Genomic DNA, 24,717 nt, shown 5'->3' on the forward strand with positions numbered 1-24,717 from the left:
GACGGGAGCCACTACCATCGGTCCCGGAGGCTGTCGAGGAAGACGGGGGATGTCCGGTGGCGCAAAGGGCGACCGTCTACGACGTCGCCGAGCGGGCCGGCGTCTCGATAGCGACGGTGTCCCACACGTTCCGCCAGCCGGGCCGGGTCCGCCCCGAGACCCGTGAGCTGGTCCTGCAGGCGGCCCGCGCCCTGGGCTACGTGCCGAGCGGGAGCGCGCGCGGGCTCGCGAAGGGCAGGTCGCAGGCGCTGGGCCTGTACGCCTTCGACATGTTCCTGCCGTCCGACCTCCGGGCCACCGCCGAGAGCATCGACGAGCTGGTCCAGCGCGAGCTCAAGGGCCTCGACGACGCGCGGCGCTTCCCGCTGTACGTCGACGAGATCCAGCGCGGGTTCGAGGTCGAGGCGCGGCGTGCGGGGCGTCCGGTGATGCTGGGATCAGGGGCAAGCCGCGACTCGCTGGACAGCATCGACCTCGCCGGCAGCGTCGACGGGCTGGCGATCTTCCCGGGTGACGCGGCGCGCGACCTGCTGGAGCACGTGGGACGCGGCGTCCCGGTGGTGATCTTCAGCAGCCCGCCGATGCACGATCCGCTGCATCACATCACCGTGGCCAACGAGGCCGCCATGCGAGAGCTCGTGGATCACCTGGTCGATCACCACGGCCGACGCTCCTTCGCGTTCCTGGGCGAGCTCGCCGCCCCTGACATCGGCGCGCGCTTCCGCGGGTTCCAGCTCGCCTCGGCGGCGCACGGGCTGCCCGTCCCCGAGGAGCCGTTCGACACCACGGTGCTCACCGAGGACAGCCTGCGCACGCTGCGCGACGCCATCACCTCCGGCGACCTGCCGGAGGCGCTCGTGTGCGCCACCGACCAGCTCGCGCTCACCGTGCTCGACCTGCTGGCCCGGCACGGCATCCGGGTCCCGGAGGACATCGCGGTCACGGGGTTCGACGGCATCCTCGCCGGGCGGCTCTCGCAGCCGACCCTGACCACGGTGCGTCAGCCGTTCGCGTCGATGGGGCGTCTCGCGGTGCGCATCCTGACCGACACGGCCGCCGGGCTCACGCATCCGAAGTCGTACGTGCTGCCGACGCGCCTGGTGATCGGCAGCAGCTGCGGCTGCCCCTGACGTCACGCCGATCCTGACGGGCAGCGCGAAAAGTTTGGTCTCGATTGCGCAATGGCGCTTGGCGCACCGCTTGTTAAGCGCATAAATTCTCACCCGTCGGGGGGACGCCCTGCAACTCAACGAGGAAGGACCCTGGGCATGCGATCCAGATCAACGGTGGCCGTCCTGGCCACCATCGTCGCCACGGCGACGACGCTCACCGCGTGCGGCCGAGCCGAGGACGGGGCCGGGCAGGCCCAGCCGTCCTCGACCATCGCGGCCAAGGCGACCGGCACGATCACGATGTGGGCCATGGGCAACGAAGGTGAGCTCCTGCCCGACTTCGTGAAGAAGTTCGAGGAGGCCAACCCCGGCGTCACCGTCCAGGTGACAGCGGTCCCGTGGGACTCGGCCTATCAGAAGTTCCAGACCGCCATCGCGTCCGGGAACGTTCCAGACCTGGCCATGATGCCCGGCCTCCCGGTTTTCAAGGACGCCTTCGCGCCCGTCCCCAAGACCCTCGACACCTCGGGCATGTACCCCGGAGCCGTGTCGACGGGGACGATCGGCGGCCAACTGCTCGAAGTCCCCTGGTACGTCGACGTCCGCGCGCTCTACTACCGGACCGACCTGGCCAAGAAGGCCGGCTGGGACAAGCCCCCGGCCACGTGGGACGAACTGCGGCAGATGGCCGGCGACATGAAGAAGAAGGCCGGTGCGGCCTGGGGCATCCGGCTGCCCGCGGGCTCGACCGGATCGTTCCTGTCCTCGCTCTGGATGCCCTGGTCCAACGGCGCCGAGCTGATGAAGCCCGACCAGTCGGCGTGGACGCTCGACACCCCGGAGTTCGCCTCGGCGTACGAGTACCTGGCGTCGTTCTTCAAGCAGGACATCGCCGACCCGAACGCGGACACGGCCCCGGCCGCCGCGGTGAAGGACTTCCTGTCGGGCGCGACGCCCATGCTCGTCGCCGGTCCGTTCGTGCGCGGCGCCATCACCCAGGCCGCCGGGGACAAGTTCGCGGACAAGTACGCGACCGCGGTCCTTCCGGCCGGGAAGAGCTCGACCTCGTTCGTCGGAGGCTCGAACCTCGTGGTCTTCAAGGCCGCCAAGAACCCGGACTCGGCCTGGAAGCTGGTGCAGTGGCTCAGCGAGGCCCCGACGCAGGCGGCCTGGTACAAGGTCAGCGGCGACCTCCCGGCGGTCCAGAGCGCGTGGCAGGATCCGGCGCTGGTCGCCGACCCGACGCTCGCGGCGTTCGCGGAGCAGCTCAAGACCGCCAAGGCGCCGCCGCAGGTCGTCAGCTTCGACAAGGTCGGCGCCGCGGGCGATTCCGCCATCGAGCAGATCATCAAGGGCGGCAAGACCGTGGCGGAGGCGCTCCAGGAGCTCCAGAAGCAGGCTGACGGCATCGGAGTGTCCTGAGCCGTGTCGAAACCCAACTCCGAGCGCCGACGCCGGCAGACGCTGATCGCCTGGACGTTCGCCGCACCGTTCGTCGTCATCTTCGCGGTGTTCATGATCCTGCCGATCGCCAGCTCGATCGGCTTCTCCTTCACGGACATGACCGCCCGCGACATCCAGACCCCGTTCAGCGTGGACTTCGTCGGGCTCCAGCAGTACGCCGACGTGCTCACGGACCCGGAGTTCCAGAACGCCGCGGTCGTGACGGCGCTGTTCGTGGTCGTCGGCATCCCCGTGACCGTGGCGCTCGGGCTTGGGCTGGCGCTGGCGCTCAACTCGGGGATCCGGCGCTTCAGGCCGATCTACCGGGTCGCCTTCTACGCGCCGGTCGTCACCAGCGTGGTCGCCGTCTCGGTCATCTGGCGCTACATCCTCGCGCGCGACGGCCTGCTGAACATGCTCCTCGGCACGGTCGGCATCGAGGGTCCGGACTGGCTGAACAGCACCACCTGGGCCCTGCCCTCGCTGATCCTGATGGCCGTCTGGCGCAACACCGGAACGCTGATGGTGATCTTCCTGGCCGGGCTGCAGGCCATCCCGCCCGACATCAGGGAGGCGGCGGCGATGGACGGCGCCGGACGCTGGCGCCGTCTGCGCAGCGTCACGCTCCCGCTGCTGCGCCCCACGATGCTGCTGGGCGGCGTCCTCATCTCGGTCGGCTACCTGCAGTTCTTCGAGGAGGCCTTCGTGATGACCCAGGGCGGGCCGCTCGATTCCACGCTCTCCATGACGTACTACACGTTCAACACGTTCGGCTTCGGCGACTTCGCCAAGGCGTCCGCCGCGAGCTACATCATGTTCGTCGTGATCGCCGCGGTCAGCGTCCTGCAGTTCCGCCTGCTCAGGAGATCCACATGACCCAGCCGAAGCTCCTGTCGGCCAGGCCCTTCACCTACGTGGTGCTGACCGCCGGCCTGGTGGCCTGGCTCGCGCCGTTCGCCTGGATGGTGCTGGGCTCGTTCAAGACACAGGACGAGATCTTCGCCGATCCTCCGACCTGGTGGCCGCAGTCCCCCACCAGCGGGAACTTCACCCGCTGGCTCACCGAGCTGAACTTCGGCACGTTCTTCACCAACAGCCTGGTCGTCGCGGTGATCACGGTGCTCGGCAACCTGCTGTTCTGCTCGATGGTCGGCTACGCCCTCGCCAAGATGGACTTCGCCGGGAAGCGGATCCTGCTCGGCGTCGTCCTGGTGACCATCATGGTGCCCGGCGTGGTGACCTTCGTCCCGCTCTTCGTGATCGTCGCGAAGATGGGCATCCTCGACACGTACGGCGCTCTGGTGCTGCCGTTCCTCACCCAGCCGGTCGGCGTCTTCCTGATGCGCCAGTTCATGCTCGACATCCCGGACTCACTGCTGGAGGCCGCGCGCATCGACGGCGCGTCGGAGCTGCGCATCTTCACCCGCATCGTGCTGCCGTTGTGCGGGCCGGCGCTGGCGACGCTCGGCATCCTCACCTTCCTCGGCTCGTGGAACAACTTCCTCTGGCCGCTCGTGGCCAGCCAGTCCGAGTCGATGTACACGCTGCCGGTCGCGCTCTCGCTCTATTCCACCGGTCAGTACGCGACCGACTACGGCACGCTGCTCGCCGGCGCCGTACTGATCATCACCCCGATCCTCGCGCTGTTCGTGCTCCTCCAGCGGTACTTCGTGCAGGGCATCGCGACGGTGGGGCTCAAATGACGACATCGCAGGAGCGAACATGGTGAACGCGCACGCGCCCGTCTTCCCGGACGGCTTCCTCTGGGGGGCGTCGACGGCGGCGCACCAGGTGGAGGGGAACAACGTCGGCAGCGACTTCTGGCAGGCGGAGAACCATGGGACGGGAGATCTCGCCGATCGGTCGGGTGACGCCTGTGACAGCTACCACCGCTGGCCCGAGGATCTGGACATCGTGCGGGACCTCGGGCTCAACGCCTATCGCTTCAGCATCGAGTGGGCGCGGGTGGTGCCGGCCCCCGGGCACCCGTCGCGGGCGATGCTGGACCACTACCGCCGGATGATCGAGGGATGCGCGGAGCGGGGCCTGACGCCGGTCGTCACGCTGCATCACTTCACCAGCCCCGCCTGGCTGAGAGCCGAGGGAGGGTGGACGTCCGAGGCCGCGATCTCGCACTTCACCGCTTATGTCCGCGCGGTGCTGCCGATCCTCGACGGCGTGCCCTGGGTCTGCACGATCAACGAGCCCAACATGGTCGCCATGATGGTGACCCGGCGCGCGAACGGCATGGGCCACGCCGACCCCTCCTTCGTCACACCGGACCCCGGCATGACCGCCGCGCTGTCACGCGCGCACGCCGAGGCGCGGGAGCTGCTCGCGTCCGTGCCCGGGCTCAGGTCCGGATGGACGGTGGCGAACCAGAACGTGCAGGACCACGGCGCCGGCCCGGACCGCACCGCCGAGATGTCGTACCTGATCGATGATCAGTACCTCGACGTGGCGAAGGGGGACGACTTCGTCGGCGTCCAGGCCTACAGCCGGCTCCGCGCGGGCAGGCAGGGGGTCATCGCCCCCGGTCCGGCCGACAGGCGCACGATGATCGGCTGGGAGTACTACCCCCTCGGGCTGGAGGACGCCGTCCGTCACACCGCCGCGCGGCTCGGCGGGTCGACGCCGCTGCTGGTGACCGAGAACGGCATCGCGACCGGCGACGACGGCGAACGGATCGAATACACGCGCGAGGCGCTGACGGGCCTGGCACGCGCGATGGCCGACGGCGTCGACGTACGCGGATACCTGCACTGGTCCCTGCTGGACAACTACGAGTGGGGGTCGTGGGAACCCACCTTCGGCCTCGTCGCGGTCGACCGGACGACGTTCCGGCGCACGGTCAAGCCCAGTGCGCGGTGGCTCGGGCAGCTCACGCAGAGCCCCGCGGCCGCCCTCGGTCAGGGGGGCGCAGCATGACGGCGATCGCCCTGACCGAGCTCATCGAGGGCGCGGCCGCTCTCGAACCGGGCGAGCACGACGGATGGCGGCCACGCCGCCTGCCACCGTGGGCTCGTGCCCAGCATGACGACACCTGGTTCGACCTCATGGAGCAGGCGCCCACCGGGGTCTCGCTCCGGTTCGCCACGGCCGCGTCCCTGCTGCGCCTGCGCCTGCACACCCGGTCGGTCCGGCCCGCCGGCGCCGGGACCGTCAGACCGCACAAGCTCGCCCTCGTCGTCGACGGCGCGTTGTCGGGGCACGTGACCATCCCGGAGGGCGACGTCGTCATCATCGGAGCGGACCGGGCCGTCGCCGGGAGGGAGCGGCGGGATCCGTCCGTCGTGACCTTGGCCCTGCCCTCCGGCGGCCGGGAGAAGCAGGTCGAGATCATGCTGCCGCACGACTGCGCGGTCGAGATCATCAGCCTGGACGCCGACGCCGCGATAGCACCGCCGCCGGCCGGCGACTCCCCGCTCTGGACGCATTACGGCAGCTCCATCAGCCATGGGCTGGAAGCGTCCGCGCCCGACCGCACCTGGCCGGCGCGCGTCGCCCTGGCGAACGGCTGGCGCCTGCGGAATCTGTCCTTCGGCGGGAACGCGCAGCTGGATCCGTTCGTCGCCCGCATGATCAGGGACACGCCCGCCGACCTGATCACCCTGAAGGTGGGCATCAACCTCGTGAACGTTGACTCGATGCGTGCCAGGACGATGCTGCCCGCCGTGCACGGCTTCCTCGACCTGATCCGCGACGGCCATCCGGACACGCCGGTGGTCCTCATCACCGCCATCGCCTGCCCGGCGCACGAGCACACGCCGGGGCCGACGGTCGACCGCGGCGGATCGGCCGCGGGCGCCGAGCGAGCCCTGGAAGCGGACGGCGGCGCCCTCACCCTGGCCGGCACGCGCCGGATCATCGAGCGCGCGCATGCCGACCGCCGCCCCGACGACCCCCATCTCCACCTGGTGGACGGCCGCACCTTGCTGGGCGAGGACGACGCCGGGCTGCTGGGCGACGGGCTGCACCCCACGGAGGAAGGGCTGGGGCTCATCGCGCGGCGCTTCCAGGCCGCGGTGGCCGGCCTGCCCGCCCTCGCGGGGCTGCTGGGGGGCCGGCGATGAGGGCCGCACTGGTGCCGTGGCCGCACGCGGTCTCGCTCGACGACACGACGACGGCGGTCCTGGATCCCGGCCGCGTCGTGATCCGGGCCGACGACTCCCTGCGCGATGCCCGCGCGTGGCTCGAAGGCGAGTTCGCCCGCCTCACCGCCGGCGCGGGCGATTCGCCACCGGTGCGGGTCGTCCTGCTGACCGGGGAGGCTCCCCACGACGTGCCACCGGCGAGCGGCATCGCGCCGGAGGAGGTCGCGCCGGACGAGCGGCACACCGTGACGATCGCGCCCGGCGAGGTCACGATCACCGGACCGTGCCCCCAGGCCGTCCTGCGGGGCGCCGCGACGCTGGTGCAACTGGTGGAGTGCGCGGCGGGCCGCCTGCCCGTGGGCCGGATCGCGGACGGGCCCGGCCTGGCGTGGCGCGGCCTGATGCTCGACGTCGTCCGGCATCCGTTCCGGTTGGCCGAGATCCGCCGTGTCGTCGACCTGCTGACCCGGTACAAGCTCAACGTGCTGCATCTCCATCTCACCGACTCCGACGGCTGGCGGCTGCAGTCGGCGTCCAGACCGGGACTGGACGCGACCTCCCCGGGCGAGCTGATCACGCGGCGCGACCTGGACGCGCTGACGGCGTACGCCGTGGCGCGCGGCGTGACGATCGTGCCCGAGATCGACCTCCCCGGTCACTCTCTCGCGGCGATCCGCGCCTACCCGGAGCTCGCCGCCGGCAGGGCCGCCGCTCGGCTGGGGTACGTGGACCCGGCCGCGCCGGGGGCCGAGTCCTTCATCGAGGAGGCGGTCACCGAGTTCGCGCGAGCGTCGCAGGGCCGTTTCGTCCACATCGGCGGGGACGAGCCGTTCGGAATGCCGTTCGAGGCGTACACCCGTGCGGTGCGCTGCGCCGTGCGCGCGGCTCACGACGCCGGACGGCCGGTCGTCGCCTGGCAGGAGACCGTCCGCGCCGGCGCGCTCGGCCGGGGCGACCTTGTGCAGTTGTGGATCGGCGCGGAGACGAGCATCGACGCGGACGCGAAGAAGGCCGAGCTGCCGGAGGCCGCCCACCCGTTCGTCGACCAGATGGTCGAACTGTTCGCCCTCGCGCCCTCCGACGGTCCCGCCGCCGCCGAGGCCGGGCTGCCGGTGCTGCTCTCGTCCAGCGACGTGCTGTATCTCGACCGCCCCTACGCCGACGAGGCCGACGACGCCGAAGGGGAGGCCCGGCGGGCCAGGCTCGGGTTCCGCGACTATCCGCCCAAGACCCTCCGGCAGATGTTCGACTGGACCCCGGAGTCCCTGGTCGCGGGGCTGGACGTGCGGATCGCCGGTGTGGAGGCCGCGATCTGGTCGGAGACCATCACGGGCTTCGACGATCTGGCGTTCCTGCTGCTCCCCCGGCTCCCGGTCGCGGCGGAACGGGCCTGGACGCGGGAGCGGACCAGCTGGGACGACCATCAGGCGCGCCTGCGCCCGCACGTGGCGGTGTGGCAGGCGACCGGCTGGGGAGCGGCGTTCCGGCCCGCGATCTCCGACTGACCCCGGCGCTCCGCCGCGATGTCCTATCGTGATCGCATGGCGGAGCGGATCAGCGGCCCCTTATGGGGCGCGATGTTGGCCATCTACCTCCAGGTGGCCTTCGGGCTCCTGGGGCTGGCGATCGCCCTCGGCGGGGCGGCCACCCGCGGGATGCCCCTGCCCGTCGTGGGCCTGCTGATCGCCCAGACCGCGCTGCTGGCGCTCGCGGGCTGGATGGCCGGCCGCTTCCGCTCCCGCAGCCGGCGGCTCCGGTGGGGGGTGGTCGGCCTGCACGCGTTCCTGCTGGCCGCCATCCTGCTGCTGGAGGCCGTGGACCCCGGCCTGAAGCTCCTGACGCTGGTCAGGCTGAACGTGCTCCTGCCGGCCTTCGTCATCGTCGTGATGTTCCTGCCCCAGGCCCGCAGGTGGTTCGACCGCTGATCAGGGGCGCGGCTGCGGGATGGTCACGACCCCCAGGGTGATCTGCCGCCGCCCCTCGGCCGGCTCCTTCCTCATCAGCGGGTCGATCAGCTCCCGCAGCCCGGCGTGGATGCGTGCCACGTCGTCGTCGTCCGCCCACAGGTGCACCAGCGTGTAGGTGAGCCCGTCGGCGACCGGGTCGTCGGGCGGGTTGCCCAGGTAGGCGTGCGCCTGTGCCAGCAGCCCGGTGACGAAGGCGGTCACCGCCCTGTCGTGGTCGGCCGCCGTCAGCTCCCCGGGATCGGGCAGCGCGCCCCGGACGGCGTTCTCGTCCAGCTCGTAGGTGTGCTCGACCGCGCCGCGCACCCTCCGCTCGCCGGCGACGTGGATGACGCCCGCCTCGGTGAGCCATCGGATGTGCCGGTAGAGGCTGCTGTAGGGCACCTCGGGCAGCGCCTGGCGCAGCTGGGTCCCGGTCCGGGGGCCGAGCGCCAGGATCTGCACCACCCGGACCCGCACGGGGTGCAGCACACCTACATCGCTCACTGACGTCCTCCCGATCGCCCGACTCCGGAATGGTAGCGCGACCGTCGCGATTGACTTCATTTCTGGCTATAGTCTCAAAAATGAAACCAACCATCCCGGAAGGACACCCGTCATGATCACCGCGTCAGACCTGCAGGAACGCCTCGCCGCACTGGCCGGGCGCCACCACGTCCCCGGAGCCACGATCGCGCTCCTGCACGGCGGAGCCGTCGTCGAAGCCGCCACGGGCACGCTCAACCTGCGCACCGGCGTCCACGCCACGACGGACTCGCTGTTCCAGGTCGGGTCGATCACCAAGACGTGGACGGCCACGCTGGTCATGCAACTGGTGGACGAGGGCCTGCTCGACCTGGACCGGCCGATCCGCGACCGCCTGCCGGGGTTCGCGCTGCCCGACGAGGACGCCGCCGCGACCATCACCGCCCGCCACCTGCTGGCGCACACCGCCGGCTTCTCCGGTGAGGATCTCAACGACTACGGCCGGGGTGACGACGCCATCGCCCGCCTCGTCGCCAACCTGTCCGGCGCGGCCCAGGTCACCGCACCGGGGACGCTGTTCTCGTACAACAACGCCGGTTTCGTCGTCCTCGGCCGCCTGATCGAGGTGCTGACGGGCCAGAGCTGGAGCCAGGCCGTGCACCGGCGGCTCATCGCGCCCCTCGGGCTGGAGGCCACGGTCACGCTGCCCGAGCAGGCGCTCCTGCACCGGGCCGCCGTCGGGCACGTCGAGGCCGGAGGCACGCTGCGGCTCGCCCCGATCTGGTCGCTCCCGCGGGCGCTCGACCCGGCCGGCGGGCTCTGCATGACCGCCGCCGACCTGCTGGAGTTCGCGCGCACGCACCTGAGCCTCGGCGTCGCGCGCGACGGCACCCGGGTGCTCTCCCGCGACTCCGCCGAGGAGATCCGCACCCACCAGTCGTCCCCGCCGCCGCTGTCCGGGTTCCCCTCCTCCTACGGGCTCGGCATGGAGCTGTACGCCTGGGACGGGCGCGCGGTGATCGGCCACCACGGCGCCACGATCGGGCAGACGGCCTTCCTGCGCGTCGTCCCCGACGCGGAGACGGCCGTGGCGCTGCTGACCAACGGCGGCGCGGCGGCCGCGCTCCACGAGGAGCTGCTGCTCCCGCTCCTGACCGAACTCACCGGCGTGCGACCGCCCGCGCCGGTGACGCCTCCCGCCGTCACGGTCCCCTTCGAGCCGGACCGGTACGTGGGCGAGTACGACATGGGGCCGGCCAGCATCAAGATCGGTCATGACGGAGGGCCGTCACTGACGATGACCGTCGTCCCGCGCGGCGCCATCGCCGAAGCCGTGGTCACCAACCCGGTCACCACGCTGGTGGCCATCGACGACACGCACTTCGTCGAGACCGAGCCGGACCGCGGGCAGCACCGCGACGTCGCCTTCCTGGACCCCGACGCCGACGGGCGCTTCCGCATCCTGCACAACAGCCGCGCGCTGCCCCGGATGGCCTGAACAAGCGCGGCATTTCCGGCATCCAATCTCACATGATGATCACGCTGCTGGCGGTCGCCCTGGCTCTCACGCCCGTCCAGATCCCCAAGAACTTCCTGCTGACCGAGAAGGCCGCCCGCACTCCCCTCTCGGAGATCGAGAAGTCGGAGGTGTGGTGGCGGATCAGCGACAAGGCGACCGCTCCCCTGACGCTGAACCCGTGCGGCCGCAAACGCGTCTCCCCGGCGAACCGATCGGCCGTGCGCACCATCCTCCACAACACCAGCGCGCCCTCGTACTCCAGCGAGCAACTCGTGATCCACCGGAGCGGGACCGCCGCCAGGACCGCCCTGCGCGGCCTCCTGGCCGACGCCCGCCGGTGCCGGGTAAAGCCGGACGGAAAGCCGTACAGCTGGAGCGACGACGGGAAGACGCGCTGGGTGGTGGCCCCGGCGCGGATCGGCGACGAGGCCGCGCTGATGCACCTCATGATGTACGACAAGCTCAACAAGGAATGGGCGCACCTGCTGTCGGGCATCGTCGTGCGCAAGGGCCGGGCGCTGATCCTCTACTCCGGCGACCAGGAGAGCTTCGGCTACCCGCAGAAGCGGACCGTCAAGGCGCTGCGGAAGAGCGCCGCCGAGATGGCGGCCAAGGTGTGCGCGCTGCCCAAGGTCTGCTGACTAGCCCTCGAAGTCGTTGGAGAGGTTGATCCGGATCTCGACGTTGCGGTATCCGGCCCGCCCGAACGCGGCCGCCATCGGCGCGTTGCCCAGGTCGGTGGTGGCGGTGACGCGCTGTTCGCCGTTGCCCGCGTGGAAGCGGGTGATCTCCGCGAGCACCTCGTCCACATAGCCTCGCCCCCGGAACTCCGGGACCACGCCGAGATATCCGACGTTCACGTTGTACGGCGTCGCCGACGGGATCGCCAGGCCCGCGACCTCGCCCTCCGGCGTATAGGCGAGCCGCCACCACTCCCGCTTGCCCGGCGCGCCGAGGTAGAACTCCATCTCGTCGCGCGCGGTCGCCTCCAGGCCCTTGGCCGCCAGGCTCGCCCTGGTGTGGGCGTCCAGGCTGCCCTCGGCGATCCGCCCGAACACCGCCAGGAACTCGGCGTCGGACGCCTCGGCGAACCGCAGCTCGCCGGCCGGCGCGGGCACCCCGTCGGCCGGTGTCCACTCGAACTGCAGCCGCTCCACCTCCCGGGTGAGTCCCGCGACATGCGCCGCCGCCCGCCGCCAGGCCACGGCGGGATCGTCGCGCCGGTCGCCGGCCACCTTGATCGCGTACTGCACCGGCTGCCGGAACCCGGCCAGCGCGGCCCCGATCAGCTCGGCGGCGATGGCGGCGCGGTCACCGGCGGCGGGATCGACGTCGAGGCAGTCGAGCGCGACCGGACGCGTGCTGTCGCCCGGCCCCCACCACAGCGCCCGGCCCACCATCCGGTCGCCGTCCTCGGCGATCCACGTCCACTCCGGCCGGTACATGTTCTCGGCCAGCTCCGCGAGGTAACGGTCGGCGGCGATCCACCCGACGGGCTCGGTCACCGTCCAGGCGGTCACACGGTCGAGGTCGTCGGGCCCGATGGTCCGATAGGTAGGCATCCGGACACCCTATTCGTCCCCCACCTCCTCGTACGTCACCGCGTCGTCAGCTCCGCTGAGGACGCAACCCGGGAACGGCCTTCGGGATAGAGGGATATGTCAGCATCTCGGACACGGAGGGACCGATCATGGGGCTACGGCCGGAGTGGTGAGCCGACCTGTGGAGCAGCTCGGCGACTCGGCGATCGTCGCCGCCTCCTCACGCGACCCCGAGGCGTTCGGCGAGCTGTTCCGCCGCCACGCGCCGCGCCTGCACGCCTACGTCAAGCGCCGCCTCGGGGCCGCTCTCGCCGACGACATCGTGGCGGAGACGTTCGCCACCGCGTTCCGGCAGCGCGAGCGCTTCGACGGGCGGGCCGAGTTCGGCGCCTGGCTGTGGGGCATTGCCGGAAATGTGATCGCCAAGCACCATCGGCAGGAGACCCGCATGTTCAGGGCGTTCGCCCGGACGGGCGTCGACCCCGCCGAGGACGGCGTCGCCGAGCTGGTCAGCGATCGGGTGCACGCCGCTGCGCACGCCCCTCGGCTGGCCAAGGCCCTCGCCTCGCTGAGCGCCCAGGACCGCAGCGCCATCCTGCTGCTGGCCTGGGAGGAGCTGTCGTACGCCGAGATCGCGGCGATCCTGAACCTGCCCCTCGGCACCGTCAAGGCCAAGATCCATCGGGCTCGGACCAAACTCCGCAAAGCCCTCCCGGGAGAGAACAACGATGGATGAACTCGACGCGCTGCGTCAGATGCGCACATCGCTGGCCCACCAGGAGAGCCCGGACGTGCTCGCCCTGCGCGCCGGCCGGCGCCCCGCGCCACCGCGACGCCTCCGGCTCAGGGTCCCGGCGGTGAGCCTGCTGGCGACGGCCGCCCTGGTCGCGGCCACCCTGGCCGCCGTCTCCCTGCCATCGGACGTGGACCGGCCCGTCCCCCCGGCGGCCGAGGCCGCGCCGGGCAACGCTCTCCTGGTGGCCGCCGCCAACGTGCGGACGGACCCGGCGGGCACGTACTGGCACACCAGCCGCGTCAGCGGCAGGATCTACGCGATCGGTACGGACGCGGCCGACCACTACAAGGTCGAGTCGAGGCTGCGCTACGACCACTGGACCGGCCGGAGCGGCCAGGCGTGCTCCGCCGTCCGTGACCTGCCCGCCCGCCCGTGGAGCGCCCGCGACCGGCAGCACTGGCAACGCGCGGGCTCGCCCGCGAAGGTGCGGGTCCCGTCCGGGGCGACCCTGTTCTTCGAAGCCCCGGACCGGGAGCCGGCCTGCCGCCCGACGCGTGACCAGCGCTTCTACGGCATGACACCCCGGCAACTGGCCGCCCTCCCCACCGAGCCCGAGCGGCTGAAGAACGCCCTGCTGGACCTCGAAGGCGACTGGAAGGCGTACGCCCCGAAGGTGACGAAGCAGCCGATACGCGCCCTGAAGGGTGAGCCGCGCGTCCGCGCGCTGAGCGACGTGGCCGGCACCCTGCTGGCCCTGGCCCCCACGCCGCCCGCGGTGCGCGCCGCCGCTTACCGCATGCTCGCCACGCTGCCCGGCGTCCGGATCGAGGGTGACACCACCGACCCCCTGGGCCGGGCCGGAGTGGCGATCTCCCTGCCGCTGGAGACGACCATCCCCCTCGGCCTCTCCACCGCCCCCAGGCAACTGGGCACCTACCGGCGCCAGTGGATCATCAACCCCGCCGGCGGAACGCTGCTGGCCATGCGGGACCTCGTGGCGACCCCGCCGCGCGGCTCCCGCACCCTCCCCCCGGGCGACGACGGCAAGCCGCGCCGCCTGACGGCCGCGACCCAGCCCGACCGCTTCCACCGGCCCGGCGAGGTGTCCGCGTACGAGACGTACGAGGGGGAATGGACCGACGTGGCGCCGAGGTGAGGCCGCTCAGCCGTACGTCTCCTCGGCCAGCTCCTGGCCCCTCAGGACCGGCCGGTGCGTCTCCAGCCAGCCCCGGTCGTTGTCCGCCAGCCACTCCGAGTCCTTGGGCCTCGTCTCCACGTTGCGCACGCGCAGGCGGAACTCGGCGAGGCTCTCGTCGGTCACCATCAGGCCCGGCAGATCCTGCTTGATGCGCTTGGGCATCAGGCGGTAGACGTCGAAGAGCTCCTCGTTCGCCTTCGCGAGGAAGCTCCCGGTCCGGCTGTCGGCTGTGCCGCCGAGATCCCAGAACTCGTCCCAGCCGCCCCGATCCGGGTCGGCCAGCCGCTGGAAGTTCTCCCGGCACCAGTGGGCGACCTGCTCGAACCTCAGGGTCGCGGTGTTCAGACCGGCGGTCAGGGCGGCCAGGGCGGTCGCGTTCGCGTAGATCTGCCGCAGCGCGGTCTGCGCCATGTCGGCGGCCTCGCCGTACCAGGGCGCGTCGCGCAGGTCCTGCGCCCGGCCCATCAGCTTGTTGGCCAGCTCCACCAGGGACTCCGGCATCTGGTCATAGGGCCCGGGGCCGGAGCCGTCGCCGTACGGCAAGGCGGTGAGGTCCTCCTTCACCCTGGCCGCGGTCATGTTGCCCACGCCGTAGTCGATCGAGCCGGGGAGCTCCAGCGAGATGCCGCCGTTGGGGTAGAGGGTGCTCAGCGCCGGCAGCACGCTGCTGGGAGCGTCGCCGGGGATCATCCCGACGAGCCGATCGTCGAGCCGGCCCAGGGGGATGTCGCCGAGCTTCGGCTTGTCCGCGAGGTCGTAGCGGGTGCAGGCCCGCTCGATCAGGAGGCCGGCCATGCCGATCTCGGCGTGCAGATCGGCCCAGAAATGCGCCACCGTGGTGGTGGCGTATCCGAGCTGCCTGCCGAGCTCGCGCGGCAGGGCCCAGTGCATCTCGCCGTAGACGAACGGGCCGGCGTGGTGGAGGTGGGCGAACTTGCTGACGTCGATGGCCGCATCGACCAGCTTGCCCGCGACGGCCTTCACGCCCCGGCGATCGATCTCGAACCCGCCCGTGTGATGCTCGGCCCCGAGCCCCGGCCAGTATCCGGGGACATCCGGCTCCGTCTCCCACCGGGACCACTGGTCAGCGGGCGTCGGTTCCGGCTCACGCATCGATACTCCGATCATCGGGGGGTGCCCCACCCTACGAAGATCCCTTGGCGGCTCGCAACGGCAGGCCCGCACGGCACCGGAACCCCGGCGAGGCCCGGACATACTCCCGGCATACCGCCCGTCCGTAGCGTCTGTCGCGGTAGCTCAGAGCAACGGAAACGGAGTACCTGGAATCATGCGGAAATCAGCCGGAATCGCCGTTCTCGCACTCACGATGGGCCTGCTGGCGGCCCAGCCGGCGAGCGCCGGCACGACCCAGGCAGCGGCAGCGTGCCACCTGAACCCCGGCATTCCACTCAAGTCCGGCCCCGCTCGCGTCGAGGGCGCGGGCGGAGTGACCGGCACCTGCGGGCAGACCACCCTGAAGCTCCAGCGCGAGCGGTGGTGGGGCTGGGAGACCCTGGCCCAGGACACCTGGAAGGCCACGTCCGGATCCCGCGCGACGGTCAACGCCAAGTGCAGCGGCACCGCCGCGTGGCGCGTCTACATGTACTCGGACAGCGCGGGCGGCGCCACGAACAGCAGCCGCACCATCAGCTGCTGAACCGGGCCCGGAGAAGCACCGCCTGAGCGCTCCGACCGGAGTCATCGCACCGGCTGGTCGCGCCACCGCCGGATGGCCCATTCGGCGACGAGCAGATTGATCACCCACCCGGCACCCACGAGCAACGCCCTGGCGACGTCACCCGGAGTCCCCGCGACGCCGACCCAGACCCCAAGAGTGAACGCCTGGGTGCCGGCCCCCACACCGATGGCATAACCACGGATCATCCAGGCCCGGTGCCGGACGACGTCCCGCCGCCGGATCGCGGCGAACCCGAGCACGATCGAAACGGCCATCGCCGCGCCGAACACGACCCTGAGGCCGAAAAGCAGGCCGCCGTCCCCGGAACGGTCGGAGAGCAGCGTCATCCACAGCCCGGTGAGCGCCGCGAGCATCCCACAGCCGACGAGCAGGCGCCCGGCCCTCCGATGCCAGCCCTTCCGCCGCAGCCGGGGAACGAACTGAAAGGCCCCCAGAACGCTGTACGCGATCGCACAGAGAATGTGCGTCACCAGAGGCACCGGCGTCCCGGAGGCCGCGCTCTCCGGCATGACCACAGAACCGCCGGCCAGCTCGGTCATCCGCATGCCGCCGGCGACCACGGGAACGAGACTCAGCCCGATCAACCCCGCAGCCACCCGCCCCCCGCCCCGGACGGGCCGTACCGCTGTCTTCTCATCGGTCATGCTCTGATGGTGACGGCCGGCACCGGGACATTTCGTCCACCGGAAAGCCCGTCCCGGACAGGCCGAAGGTGCACCCACCGGCCATACTTTCGGCTGACGCCGCGGTGCCGGACATCGTCCTCCGGTCACCCACCGCGCAGCCATCTCCAGCCCAGTACCCCGTACCACACCATGATCGGCGCGTGCAGCACGTACCCGAGCTGCTCCAACGCCACCGACGGGCCCCCGGCACCGGTCGTCCACGGAAGCGCGACCGAGACCAGCCCGGAGACCACGGCGAACACCCCCGCGCGGCGGAGCCACACGGGCATCGGAACCCCGGCCGCGGCGGCGACGGTGGCCGCGACCCACAGCAGCCCGGCCAGGTTGACCATCCACTTGGCGGTGAGAAGCACCGCCCCGGCCGCGTCCGCGCTTTCCAGCTGGGTCAGCGCCAGATTCCCCGCATCATGGAGCAGACCCGCCAGCCCGGCCGCGGCCAGCAGCCCTCCGGCCAGCGACTGCCCGCGCCCTCCGGCGGCCACGACCAGCCCCGCGGCGGTCAGCGCGAGCCAGCCCAGCACGTCGAAGGCCAGCTCGGCCAGATGCAACCCGACGTTCGCCCGCACCGCCGCCAGCGCTGCCCCGGGCTCGGACGGATTCAGGGTAAGCCCCGATGGCACCACCAGGGCCACAGCGGCGACCATGGCAACCAGCGAACTCAGCAGCAGGACACCGGCGAGCCGGGCCCCGGGATTCGAATCGGTCATGAACGGCGACGGTAGAACCCTGACACAGGGACAAGGTCAACACGAGAGGTCGAGATGTGGCGGATCGGACAACTCGCACGCATGACCGGCGTCTCGGAACGCGCCCTGCGTCACTACGACAAGCTCGGCCTGCTCAAACCCGCCGCGACAGATCGCATGACCGGCTACCGCTGGTACGGCGTGCCGGAACTGTCCCGCCTCGAACGCATCCGCGCCCTCCAGCGCCTCGGCCTGCCGTTGCGCCACATCGCCGACCTCCTGGCCGCCCCCGAGGCGCAGGTGCGCCAGGCCGTGACCGAGAACTTGGCGTCCCTCCGGCGCGACATCGCGACCCTCACCGCGACCGCGGCCCACGCCGAGGACCACCTCGCGACCCCGATGTCGATCCTGCCCCAGTCGGCCACAGTGGGCCCGCGCCACCTCCGCGTCCGCCACCTGACCCTCCACCGCCCCGCCGACCTGGCCGTCCACTGCCCGGACCCGCCCGCGACCCTGCTGACCTGGCTCCAGAGCCACCCGACGGGACCCTTCACCGCAGCGGTGACCACGGACGGCGGCACCCGGCTCACCTTGCCCGCCCGCTCGGTCGTCCGCGCCGTAGTCCCGGAGAGCACGGGCGTGGTCCGAGCGGGGCAGGAGCTGTTCGGCTGGCTGGACCGTCACGGGCTGGACATCATCGGGCCGAACACGGAAGAGCACCTCATGGACGGCGACGGCGCCCGCGCCACGCTCCTGGAAATCTCCGTAGGCCCGCACCCGGACCGTCACCGAGGAAGGCCTGAGCCATCCACGGACCGCTGACACGTGGCGGCGACGTCGCCGGCCGGCGCCACCCGCATCCGACGGCGTCGGCAGCGCGCACGCTCAACTCCAGACGTTCCGTACGCGCGTGGCTCATGATCTACACCGGGCAGGCGACTCCCGTGCCGATCGCCCCGACGGAGGCAGACGAGTACTATCGTGACCACTATGGAAGACCGCCCCTCGCCCAGGGATTCCGACCTGTCACTTCTACGCGCCTCGGACAGCAACAGGGAGCAGATCGCCGCCGTGCTCGGCGAAGCGATGAGCACCGGCCAACTGAGCCACGAGGAGTACTCCGAACGCCTGGACAAGCTCTACCAGGCCAAAACCGTGGGAGAACTCCAACTCCTCGCCCACGACCTCCAGACCGACCACCGCCGGCCGGCGATCGCGAACCTGGCCTCCAACCCGGCGGCCACGGACTCCACGCCCGAGAACGTCATTGCCATCTTCGGCGGCAGCGACCGCAAGGGCCGTTGGCGCGTCCGACGCCGAACCAAGGCGTTCGCCCTGTTCGGTGGCATTCGGTTGGACATGACCAATGCCGAGTTCGAGGCGAGGGAAGTCGAAGTCAAGATCATCGCGATCTTCGGCGGAGGCGAGATCATCGTGCCCGAGGGGATGGAGGTCCGCAGCCGGGGCGTCGGGATCTTCGGCGGTTTCGACGTACACGGCAGCCCGGACGTCGATCCGTCGGCGCCGGTGCTCGTGGTGAAGGGCCTGGCACTGTTCGGCGGGGTGACCGGCAAGTCACGGCAGCGGCCCAAGCGCTGAGCGACCCGGGACACCACGCAGCGTCGGGGACGACTCAGTTCCGGAGCCTCCCGCTCGGCCCTGAGCAGTCTCAGCTCAGACAGGTACCACCCGCACTGCTTTCCCACACAGTTCGCTCATGTCGTCCCCGTCAGACGTCAGCACGAGGGCCGGGCGTACCGCCTCCCGTGCGTACGCCGTCACCTGTTGGTCGGCCTCGCAGCACTTCACGAGCCCCTCGCGATCGAGCATGACGGTGCCCGCGCCACCCGTCCTCCTCATGGAGTTCAGGCGCCGACTTCACGGCGCGGTTCACTACCGGGAGTAGTAAGAGACCGGCCCCCGCTCCGCACGAGAGCCGGCCCGCACGCTACGCGTCGCCGGAGGTCAGGCCGACCGGGCAGGCCACGCCCGTCCCGCCGATGCCGCAATAGCCGTCAGGCACCTTGAAAAGGTACTGCTGGTGGTAGAACTTAACTCTCCGCAATAATCTATGCGAGGAGAGTTACATGACCGATGTCCCAGTCGTCTCTTACGCTCGCATTTCCGCTGACATTAGGCGGGATGAGCGCGGGGTGCAGGACCAGCACAACCTCAACCGGGAGACGGCGGAACGGCAGGGGTGGACGGTCGTCCACGAGTACACGGACAACGACAAGTCAGCCGCGAAGGCCGACGTCGTACGCGACGAGTTCGAGGCCATGCTACGGGTCCTACGGGCTGGCGAACTGCCCGACGGTACGGCGGTGCAAGGCGTCGTGATCGTCGCCGAAGACCGTCTCGCTCGGCGTCCCGGCGACTACGAACGCTTCGTCGAGGCGATCACGTACCAGGATGGGCGCGTGTTCGCGGACGCTCGCGGCACGAAGGACCTCTACAGCGAGGACACTGAGAGCATGGGGCTCTTCGGTGCGGTGATCTCCAAGATGGAGGTCCGCAAGATGCAGCGCCGGATGCGCCGCTCGCACCGCATGCGCGCCGAGCAAGGTCTACCAGTCGGCGGTACGCGTCCCTTCGGCTGGAAGCCCGACCGTCTCACCCTCGACCCCGAGGAGGCACCTCTCGTACGAAAGGCGGTCCTGGATCTCATCGCAGGCCGGTCGCTCTACTCCATCACGAATGAGTGGCGCCGGGAGGGCGCGAAGACCTCGCTGGGCAACGAGTGGACTACTCCTTCGGTCAAACTCAACGTGCAGAACCCTCGCATCTGTGGCTGGCGGGCGATCAACGGCGAACTCGTCCGGGACGCTGCGGGCAACCCCGCGGTCGGGCAGTGGGAGCCGATCGTGACTCCCGAACAGTGGATGGCGGTCAAGAACATCTTCGACGCCCGCAGGGGCCACTACATCTACAGGGACGGACGCGTCGGCCACATCCTCACGCCCGATTTCCGTGAGCCGAACTACCTGCTCACTGGCTTCCTTCGCTGCGGTCGCGCCAAGCCGGACGGTTCCCTCTGCAACGCCTCGCTGCGTGTCACCCACAGCAAGGATTGTGTCCAGCACATGTACATCTGCCCCGGCAAGACCGTCGGCGGCTGCGGCGGTCTCGGGCGGCGCGGTGACATGGTCGATCTCTTCATCTCGGAGGCGGTCCTCGCGAAGCTGGAGCAGGTCCAACTTGCCGCATCCGCTCGCCCTGCCGAGTGGGCGGGTCAGGCAGAGTACGAGGGCGCAAAAACCCGTCTGGAAGAGCTGCGCATGCAGTGGACGGCGGGCAACATCACGAACGAACTGTTCTTCTCGACGGCTCCGGACCTTGAGAAGCGGATCGCCCGCCTTCGTACCGAGGCCCAGGGCTTCACCGCCGCCGCGCAACGCCGCCAAGCCCGCTCGGACACCGACGTCACCGAGATCCGACGGCGCTGGTATCTACCGGAGGAGGACGATGGGCTGCCCCTCACCATCAAGCGGTCCTACATCCGTGAAGCCCTCCTGGCAGTGATCATTTACCCCTCCGGCAAGGGGCGCAGGAAGTTCAACCCCGACCTGCTTGAGCCGATCTGGCGGGAAGGCTGAGCCGTCAGACGTCCAAGACGTCCCGAGAAGGCTGTCCCCTTACCCAAGGGCGACAGCCTTCTTACTTTGGCCCCCGAACTACCGGCAACAGCAGGACTTCCACGGACTCAACCGGACACATATGGTCCTGGCCGGACGTCTGTGCACTGGCGGCCAAAGGAACTCTGACCTGCATGAACACGTTGATCAAGTGGTACAACTGTACTCACCTCCAAGAGCCCACCGCCTCTCACAGCACGACCGCAGCGACAATCTCGGCGAATCACCTCACGGCGCATACACAAATCCGGGCAAACACTTCCCACGACCACCGATGACCCGTCGGATAGACCCGGCCCGACGGCAGGTGTCCACACAGAGCGCGCCATCCACCTTCTCGCCGCACTCCATTCCTGTTCTCTCGCTGCTGGCATCACCGCCGTAGGCCGTCTTCCGGCTGTTCTGGCGCTGGCGCCTGGTCGTGCTCGTCAGGTACGGCGGTGGCTCCCGATCCCGAGCTGAGGAGGCCACCTGAACCAACCGAACGAGCTGTCTGCCCAGGAGTGGGGCAAGCAGCAAGCCGCCCGATCCCCCCGCTGGTCAGAAGAGAAATGGCAGCGCATCGCGACCGTGCTCGGCGTATGCGTCGCCCGCGAGACCCCGCCCGATGGCACCTCCGGGAAGGATGCCACTTGAGCGAGGTTCCCCACCTGTCGCCCGAGATGCTGGCCGTGATGCAGAGAGCGGCCATGCCCGACTTCGCCCCCTGGCAACAGATGGTGTACGCCACGGGCGGCTGTGCCCAACCGGTCCGGCTGCACGGTGAGAGGTACACACTGGACAGCCGGACGGGTGAGGTCCTCGACGTGTACCGGACTGCCGACGAGCCGACCGGCTTCCTGCTCACAGCGTGCGGCAACCGGCGCGCGTCCAGGTGCCCGGCCTGCTCGGCGGTCTACAAGGACGACACCTACCACCTGATCATCACTGGCCTACGCGGTGGCAAGGGCGTCCCAGAAGAGGTCAGCCAGCATCCCCGCGCGTTCGTCACCTTCACCGCCCCATCCTTCGGTGCCGTCCACGCCCACCGCGAGCAGTCAGGCCGGACACTCCCATGCCGTCCACGCCGGGATCGTCCCGTCTGCGAGCATGGCCGGCCGAAGGGGTGCGGCTTGCGTCATGAGCGCGATGACGTCCAGGTCGGGCAGCCCTTGTGCGTGGACTGCTACGACTACATCGGGGCCGTCCTCTGGAACGCTCACGCGGGCGCGCTCTGGCGGGAGTTCACCAAGACCATGCCGAGCGTTCTGGCCCGTCTGCTCGGGATCTCCCGAATGGAGCTACGCCAGACGGTCCGCCTTTCGTACGCCAAGGTCGCCGAGTATCAAGCTCGCGGCATGGTCCACTTTCATGCCGTCGTCAGACTGGACGGTCCGGAGGGACCGTTCGACCGCCCACCAGGCCACATCACGATCGCCCTGTTCGAACGGGCCGTACGCCGGACCGCCGGTCAGGTCGCGGTCCGAATAGAGGACGGACCGCCCTCGCCCGTTCGATGGGGCGACCAACTCGACGTACGACCGGTCTACGTGTCAGGCGAGTTGGGTGAGTTAAGTGACCAGCGAGTCGCCGCGTATGTGGCCAGGTACGCCACCAAGGGCGCTGAGTCGGCAGGCACCGTTGACCGTCGGATCCGCCATACCGGAGAGATCGCCAGGCTGAAGGTCAGCGAACACGCCCGCCGCATGATCTATACCTGTTTCAGCCTCGCCGAACTCCGGCCCTACCGAACGCTGCTCCTACGGCAGTGGGCGCACATGCTCGGCTACCGAGGGCACTTCTCCACCAAGTCCCGCCACTACTCGATCAGACTCGGAGACCTACGACAGGCCCGTACCGACTTCCGAGCCGAGCAAGCCCGAATGATCACTGGTACTCCGCCTCCCGATCCGGAGAGGACCGTGACGGTGGGCGAATGGCACTATGCCGGAAGCGGCCATCGCCACGGAGAGGCTTTCTGGGCCGAGGTAGCTCGGCAACGGATCGCCAAGGCGCGCAGGATCGCTCGACAGCAAGCAGACGAGAACCGATAGGGCCCGTGCCTCTAGACCTAGAGAGATCACCTCTAGGTCTAGAGGCACACCTAGAGGCCCATCAGCCGCCTGACCAGGCATCTAGCGTCTAGAGGCTCTTAATCTCGCCGGGCCCCATCGGGCCAGATCACCCGAACGGGCACCTCCCGCCGCCGCGCCTCGGTCACCACGTCAGCAGTCCCCCCAAAGCCTCGGGCGGGCTGCCCGTCCCAGACGGCGAACAACACATCGACGTCGTCCAGCATCCGCGCACTGGCCGTCATGTGCGACTCCGCGGTGGACTCCACAAAGTCCAGCCGGTGAGCCCGGAACGCCTGGCCCAGCAACTCGTCGTACGCAGCATGGCACTCGCCCGGCAGCCCATCCCGATACTCCTTGGCCGGGATCACGGCCTCCAGCACCCCACCGAGATCGAGCACCGCCCGAGCGAAGATCTGGTCAGCCCCGTCCGCCAGACAGGACAACCCGGCGACTCCAGGACCGTACTCAGCAAGCGCCTCACGTACCGCCCCGTCGATCAGTACGGCGGTCTCCTCCGGCAAGCCCCGATGACCGGACACAGCAATGCGAACCATGATCCCCCTAGATCAGAGTGGCGTGAAGACGCTCGTCGAACGAGCGCAGAGCATCGGACGACGGCCCGGCATACGATCGGCGGAAGTTCTTGACCCGGTGCAGGGTCCGCTCGGAGCCATACATCGTCGCCACAGTGAGCGCGTTGGACGCCAGATACAGCGCCTCCTCGTAACGCCCCGCCATGGCCTCAGCCGTCGCCACCTCCGTCATGAGCACACCCCGCTGCTTCGCACCGGGCTGGGCCGACGAAAGCGACTCGTTGAACGCGGCAACGGCTTCAACCGGCCGCTTGAGCCGTACCATCACCAGAGCCCGATACCCCGCCAACTTGGCGTGATCGAAAGGGAACACCCATGGCCAGGGCGGTGCGGCGGCCCGCTCACCAGCCCGTACCGCCTCCTCAGCCGTGGTCAACGCCTGAAGCGCTGCCATCCCGTCCCGCGCGGTCGCATGGCCGAGCGCTTCGAGACTCGACAGCCACGCACGAGCGATGGCCGGTGGCCGCTCACCGATCTCCCGCCGCGCCCGCACCAGGAGATTGAGCCCAATCAGCGGATCGTCGGCGTCGATCTCGAACGCGGCCAGACTTCCGATCATGTACGCCGCCAGCAGCGCATGGTCGGCCTGTCGTGCACTGTCGACGGCGCGACGGTAGTAGAGCCGCGCCGAGCCGGTGTCCTGCATATCGGCATGCACCCAGGCCGCGAAACCTGCCGCCTCGCTCAGACCGGCCCGGATCTCGTCAGCATGCGGAGACCGCGACGCGCGGCCGAGAACGCGGCTCGCAAGATCGACCTGCGCCACAGCCGGCCTGGCAAGTTCGCGCGCAGGCGTGACGGCCTCCAGCCGACGCTGGGCACCGGTGATGCTGGTCAGCGTGGCGGCCGTCGTCTCGTCCACATCTGGACGCTTGGGCAGGGCCAGGCCCGCCAGTGCGGTCAACGCCACGGCCTTGCCGAAGTCTCTGCGCTTCGTCGGATCGTCATCCCCTCGGGCTCCGAATCGGAGCAGTGAAGCGGCACCCCGATCTGGATGGATATCTCCCGAACCTGGTCCACGGTGAGCGGCTGACGGCCACGGAGAACCTTGGACACCCAGCTCTGGGAGTAGCCGACCGCCTCAGCAAGCTGGCCCTGCGTCCAACCGTGCGCCCGCCGCACCTTTTCGAGGACGGTTGGTAGATCGCACTCGGCCAGAGCGGCGGCCACGACTGGCCCGGACCAGAACTGCGGCGGTATCTGGGTCACAACGCTAGGTTAAGCCGCTGACCTCGGCCGTACCGATATTCGTGACAGGAATAGACCTACCACCAGCAGCGCTACGTCGTTCA

Annotated in this window: 25 protein-coding genes and 1 pseudogene; 17 read left to right on the forward strand and 9 right to left on the reverse strand. The window is 70.1% G+C overall.

What is annotated here, in order from left to right:
• The first annotated feature begins 56 nt into the window (after nt 1-56).
• From ADY59_RS07345 to ADY59_RS07380, 8 genes are all read left to right on the forward strand, one after another.
• Complete coding sequence (locus ADY59_RS07345; protein WP_049559313.1) at nt 57-1,130, forward strand: LacI family DNA-binding transcriptional regulator; 1,074 nt, start codon at nt 57-59, stop codon at nt 1,128-1,130.
• A gap of 138 nt (nt 1,131-1,268) precedes the next feature.
• The gene (locus ADY59_RS07350) at nt 1,269-2,534 is read left to right on the forward strand and encodes an extracellular solute-binding protein (protein WP_049559314.1); all 1,266 of its coding nucleotides are present in this window, start codon (nt 1,269-1,271) and stop codon (nt 2,532-2,534) included.
• Nucleotides 2,535-2,537: 3 nt separating this feature from the next.
• Entirely contained in the window at nt 2,538-3,431 is an 894-nt protein-coding gene (locus tag ADY59_RS07355) for a carbohydrate ABC transporter permease (RefSeq protein WP_049559315.1), read from the forward strand.
• On the forward strand, nt 3,428-4,258 hold the full coding sequence (locus ADY59_RS07360) for a carbohydrate ABC transporter permease (RefSeq protein ID WP_049559319.1): 831 nt from the start codon (nt 3,428-3,430) through the stop codon (nt 4,256-4,258). Before ADY59_RS07355 ends, ADY59_RS07360 begins: the two co-directional genes overlap by 4 nt.
• A gap of 19 nt (nt 4,259-4,277) precedes the next feature.
• Nucleotides 4,278-5,483 carry a glycoside hydrolase family 1 protein gene (locus ADY59_RS07365; RefSeq protein WP_049559320.1) on the forward strand — a complete coding sequence of 402 codons (1,206 nt, stop codon included), beginning with the start codon at nt 4,278-4,280 and terminating at the stop codon, nt 5,481-5,483.
• Complete coding sequence (locus ADY59_RS07370; RefSeq protein WP_049559322.1) at nt 5,480-6,628, forward strand: SGNH/GDSL hydrolase family protein; 1,149 nt, start codon at nt 5,480-5,482, stop codon at nt 6,626-6,628. The genes ADY59_RS07365 and ADY59_RS07370 overlap by 4 nt, the downstream gene beginning before the upstream one ends.
• On the forward strand, nt 6,625-8,154 hold the full coding sequence (locus tag ADY59_RS07375; RefSeq protein ID WP_082309922.1) for a family 20 glycosylhydrolase: 1,530 nt from the start codon (nt 6,625-6,627) through the stop codon (nt 8,152-8,154). The genes ADY59_RS07370 and ADY59_RS07375 overlap by 4 nt, the downstream gene beginning before the upstream one ends.
• A gap of 36 nt (nt 8,155-8,190) precedes the next feature.
• Complete coding sequence (locus tag ADY59_RS07380; protein WP_049559326.1) at nt 8,191-8,574, forward strand: hypothetical protein; 384 nt, start codon at nt 8,191-8,193, stop codon at nt 8,572-8,574.
• Here the strand turns inward: ADY59_RS07380 and ADY59_RS07385 are convergent, their stop codons facing one another.
• Complete coding sequence (locus ADY59_RS07385) at nt 8,575-9,099, reverse strand: helix-turn-helix domain-containing protein (RefSeq protein ID WP_063780590.1); 525 nt, start codon at nt 9,097-9,099, stop codon at nt 8,575-8,577. It lies immediately after the preceding gene.
• Nucleotides 9,100-9,211: 112 nt separating this feature from the next.
• Here ADY59_RS07385 and ADY59_RS07390 point away from each other — a divergent pair, with 112 nt between their 5' ends.
• Both ADY59_RS07390 and ADY59_RS07395 read left to right on the forward strand, forming a co-directional pair.
• Nucleotides 9,212-10,576: a serine hydrolase domain-containing protein gene (locus tag ADY59_RS07390; RefSeq protein ID WP_049559331.1), complete on the forward strand. Its 1,365-nt coding sequence runs from the start codon at nt 9,212-9,214 to the stop codon at nt 10,574-10,576.
• 32 nt (nt 10,577-10,608) lie between these two features.
• Entirely contained in the window at nt 10,609-11,238 is a 630-nt protein-coding gene (locus ADY59_RS07395; RefSeq protein ID WP_049559334.1) for a hypothetical protein, read from the forward strand.
• Here the strand turns inward: ADY59_RS07395 and ADY59_RS07400 are convergent, their stop codons facing one another.
• A complete protein-coding gene (locus ADY59_RS07400; protein ID WP_049559336.1) occupies nt 11,239-12,159 on the reverse strand; it encodes a GNAT family N-acetyltransferase in 921 nt (306 codons plus the stop codon). It lies immediately after the preceding gene.
• Between the two features lie 148 nt (nt 12,160-12,307).
• On the opposite strand from ADY59_RS07400, the gene ADY59_RS07405 reads away from it, so the two are divergent.
• Together ADY59_RS07405 and ADY59_RS49685 are read left to right on the forward strand one after the other, a co-directional pair.
• Nucleotides 12,308-12,874 (forward strand): RNA polymerase sigma factor, encoded by a 567-nt coding sequence (locus tag ADY59_RS07405; protein ID WP_049559515.1) that lies wholly within the window; start codon nt 12,308-12,310, stop codon nt 12,872-12,874.
• A complete protein-coding gene (locus ADY59_RS49685; protein WP_049559339.1) occupies nt 12,867-14,030 on the forward strand; it encodes a CU044_5270 family protein in 1,164 nt (387 codons plus the stop codon). Before ADY59_RS07405 ends, ADY59_RS49685 begins: the two co-directional genes overlap by 8 nt.
• A 6-nt stretch (nt 14,031-14,036) precedes the next feature.
• Here ADY59_RS49685 and ADY59_RS07415 read toward each other — a convergent pair whose 3' ends face one another.
• The gene (locus ADY59_RS07415) at nt 14,037-15,185 is read right to left on the reverse strand and encodes a hypothetical protein (protein WP_049559341.1); all 1,149 of its coding nucleotides are present in this window, start codon (nt 15,183-15,185) and stop codon (nt 14,037-14,039) included.
• 175 nt (nt 15,186-15,360) lie between these two features.
• Between ADY59_RS07415 and ADY59_RS07420 the strand changes: the two genes are divergently transcribed.
• Nucleotides 15,361-15,729, forward strand: a complete 369-nt coding sequence (locus tag ADY59_RS07420; RefSeq protein WP_156325354.1) for a hypothetical protein — start codon at nt 15,361-15,363, stop codon at nt 15,727-15,729.
• A 41-nt stretch (nt 15,730-15,770) separates the two neighbouring features.
• On the opposite strand, the gene ADY59_RS07425 is transcribed toward ADY59_RS07420, so the two are convergent.
• Nucleotides 15,771-16,415: a DUF2306 domain-containing protein gene (locus ADY59_RS07425; RefSeq protein ID WP_049559346.1), complete on the reverse strand. Its 645-nt coding sequence runs from the start codon at nt 16,413-16,415 to the stop codon at nt 15,771-15,773.
• Nucleotides 16,416-16,540: 125 nt separating this feature from the next.
• Nucleotides 16,541-17,164: a hypothetical protein gene (locus ADY59_RS07430; RefSeq protein ID WP_049559348.1), complete on the reverse strand. Its 624-nt coding sequence runs from the start codon at nt 17,162-17,164 to the stop codon at nt 16,541-16,543.
• A 54-nt stretch (nt 17,165-17,218) separates the two neighbouring features.
• Between ADY59_RS07430 and ADY59_RS07435 the strand changes: the two genes are divergently transcribed.
• Entirely contained in the window at nt 17,219-17,965 is a 747-nt protein-coding gene (locus ADY59_RS07435) for a MerR family transcriptional regulator (protein WP_049559349.1), read from the forward strand.
• 168 nt (nt 17,966-18,133) lie between these two features.
• Nucleotides 18,134-18,742 (forward strand): DUF1707 SHOCT-like domain-containing protein, encoded by a 609-nt coding sequence (locus ADY59_RS07440; protein WP_049559351.1) that lies wholly within the window; start codon nt 18,134-18,136, stop codon nt 18,740-18,742.
• A gap of 349 nt (nt 18,743-19,091) precedes the next feature.
• Here ADY59_RS07440 and ADY59_RS53915 read toward each other — a convergent pair.
• Nucleotides 19,092-19,190 (reverse strand): annotated as a pseudogene (locus tag ADY59_RS53915) (peptide-methionine (S)-S-oxide reductase MsrA); the annotation flags it as partial.
• A gap of 40 nt (nt 19,191-19,230) precedes the next feature.
• Between ADY59_RS53915 and ADY59_RS07450 the strand changes: the two are divergent.
• Nucleotides 19,231-20,739 carry a recombinase family protein gene (locus tag ADY59_RS07450; protein ID WP_049559354.1) on the forward strand — a complete coding sequence of 503 codons (1,509 nt, stop codon included), beginning with the start codon at nt 19,231-19,233 and terminating at the stop codon, nt 20,737-20,739.
• 671 nt (nt 20,740-21,410) lie between these two features.
• Nucleotides 21,411-22,811, forward strand: coding sequence for a replication initiator (locus ADY59_RS07455; protein WP_063780591.1), 1,401 nt, complete (start codon nt 21,411-21,413; stop codon nt 22,809-22,811).
• Between the two features lie 98 nt (nt 22,812-22,909).
• Here the strand turns inward: ADY59_RS07455 and ADY59_RS07460 are convergent, their stop codons facing one another.
• Genes ADY59_RS07460 through ADY59_RS53675 form a run of 3 tightly spaced genes read right to left on the reverse strand, consistent with a single transcriptional unit; the run spans nt 22,910 to nt 24,634 of the window.
• Nucleotides 22,910-23,353 (reverse strand): hypothetical protein, encoded by a 444-nt coding sequence (locus ADY59_RS07460; RefSeq protein ID WP_331459474.1) that lies wholly within the window; start codon nt 23,351-23,353, stop codon nt 22,910-22,912.
• A gap of 40 nt (nt 23,354-23,393) precedes the next feature.
• Nucleotides 23,394-24,329 (reverse strand): transcriptional regulator, encoded by a 936-nt coding sequence (locus ADY59_RS07465; protein ID WP_331459475.1) that lies wholly within the window; start codon nt 24,327-24,329, stop codon nt 23,394-23,396.
• Nucleotides 24,326-24,634, reverse strand: coding sequence for a helix-turn-helix domain-containing protein (locus ADY59_RS53675; protein ID WP_331459476.1), 309 nt, complete (start codon nt 24,632-24,634; stop codon nt 24,326-24,328). The genes ADY59_RS07465 and ADY59_RS53675 overlap by 4 nt, the downstream gene beginning before the upstream one ends.
• Between the last annotated feature and the right edge of the window lie 83 nt (nt 24,635-24,717).

Origin of the sequence: Nonomuraea sp. SBT364, from assembly GCF_001083785.1 — a bacterium.
GTDB lineage: Bacteria > Actinomycetota > Actinomycetes > Streptosporangiales > Streptosporangiaceae > Nonomuraea.